Source organism: Psychrobacter immobilis, assembly GCF_904846285.1.
In the GTDB taxonomy this organism is placed as follows: Bacteria; Pseudomonadota; Gammaproteobacteria; order Pseudomonadales; family Moraxellaceae; genus Psychrobacter; species Psychrobacter immobilis_D.
This window is the reverse complement of the sequence record NZ_CAJHAD010000054.1, coordinates 1-1,862: the sequence shown is the minus strand read 5'-3', so window position 1 is coordinate 1,862 and position 1,862 is coordinate 1. Positions and strand designations below refer to the sequence as shown.

The following is a 1,862-nucleotide window of genomic DNA, read 5'->3' as shown; positions in this document are numbered from 1 at the left end:
TCTTTAACATCATTAAGTAGCACGTCATCTGGTATTTTATAGGGTTTGGTTTGCCTGGTTGTTTTGCTATGAACACGTCTCTTCCAGTTCTGTATAGTGGTTGGGCTCAGATTGTAAAACTCAGCCGCCTCGGCAAAGGTCATACCATCATCTAAGCTTTTTAGCACTTGTTTGCGAAAATCTAGCGAGTAAGTCATGGTCTTTATAATAACAATTGGGTTTGATAATTAATTTATAACATTTTTAGGTGGAATTGACTATAGCTTAGTATAATGAAGCTGCAAAATAAAAAAAACTATGAGTAAGAATGTAAAAGAAAGAAAACAACAGAGTAAATAAAAATGTTCTGTTATCTACTATAAAAGATGTATTAGCATTATATAATTTATATAATGCTAATACATAGAATAAAGGTAATATAAGATAAGGTGGGAAAGTAGAAAACAATTTACAAGCATACCAAATATCTATAAAAAAAAGTCTGATTATTCTAAACAGCAAACTTGCTGATAACATTGTTTCTTCGTGAATTAATTTTTCATTAATATACTGATAGCAAACATAGATTAACAAAGCTAACATCAGACCATAAAAATGAGCAAGGATTAGTTTTTTTGATTTTTTGCTAATACTTTCCTGTTCTTTCATATATTTACCTTGTAAATTATAATACCAAATAAACTGCACTTAATTTATTAGGTGGTGTTCTAAAAAGTATGCTGGCGATAAAAGCCAATAAGAAATCTATGCGAAGTTCTCTGATTCTATAGGGCTTTCAAGACTTCAAAAATTATTCAAATTTTAATCAGCATACTTTTTGACACACCACCATTTATTATATATTTCAATTATTACTTCTTTTTAAAATTAAATTTACGTGGTGTATTGATTGTACTTTTTGCTCCCTTATTTTTTAGATACTTTGCTGATTCGACGGCAGCTTCTATACCAATGTTTGCATGAGTTCTACTAGGACCTGCTGGGCCTCCTGAATCAATATCTGTATGTGGACCTTTTCTCTCTTTATCTGTAAGATCGCCAGTACCAAAAAATGGGTAGTAATCAGGAGTACCTCTACAACCACCATATTCATGACTTTCAGTAACTAAGTTTCCATCATCATCATAGAAACATTCATTGGTTGGGGCAGGATTATTGTTATTAGGCACTCTATTTTCTAAGTAGCCATCAAATCCACAATGGAAAAGGATTGACTTTTCTGGTGAGTCACCTCCATACACTCTCCATTTACTTGAACCTACTTTGCATGTTGAACAAGCAGTGGGAGCCGATTTTGGACAATTCAACATTTTACGCGTGCTAATCATTTTTGCCAAATATGCTTTTTCTAATTTATTCCACCTGTCGTATATTTGATGTTTAGAATACATTTTGTGACCAGTCATTGTAGTGTATACAGGTACAATACTTTCGTCGCCACAAAGACTGACTACTGCGTTATCTAGTGAATATCCAGTAAATCTTAAACCCAAAGGATCCACCCACCCTATAGGATTCGGGGCATACTGAAAGATATTATCGCCACCTCTTAAACCTATCGGATCTCTCGTGGTAAACATTCCCATATCAGGATCGTAATATCTAAAACGGTTGTAATGTAGACCCGTCTCATCATCAAAGTGTTGACCTTGGAATCTAATAGGTTGCAAATGTGTTTGCGATACCGTTACTTGATTAATCTTGACCTCACCATAAACCAACTTCGCCGTATTACCCCATGCCTCATAGTCTGCCAACCAGATAACTTTACCCTCAGAATCAGTCAGCTCATTCGGTGTACCGAGCTGATCATTATGATAGTGGTAAACTTGTATTATGCTGCTGTCTTGCTCACGATCTAT

The 1,862-nt window shown here is 34.5% G+C and carries 3 protein-coding genes; all 3 read right to left on the bottom strand.

Going from position 1 to position 1,862, the window contains the following annotated elements; all coding sequences use genetic code 11:
* A partial coding sequence (locus JMX13_RS13485) for a helix-turn-helix domain-containing protein (protein WP_201613322.1) occupies positions 1-197 on the bottom strand: 197 nt, incomplete at its 3' end.
* Between the two features lie 67 nt (positions 198-264).
* Complete coding sequence (locus JMX13_RS13480; protein ID WP_201613321.1) at positions 265-648, bottom strand: hypothetical protein; 384 nt, start codon at positions 646-648, stop codon at positions 265-267.
* Between the two features lie 203 nt (positions 649-851).
* On the bottom strand, positions 852-1,862 hold a 1,011-nt coding region (locus JMX13_RS13475; protein WP_201613320.1), incomplete at its 5' end, for an RHS repeat domain-containing protein.

What these genes read in the sequence shown, in the direction of transcription:
- JMX13_RS13480 (WP_201613321.1), bottom strand. Translation starts at nt 648, where the DNA reads ATGAAAGAACAGGAAAGTATTAGCAAAAAATCAAAAAAACTAATCCTT.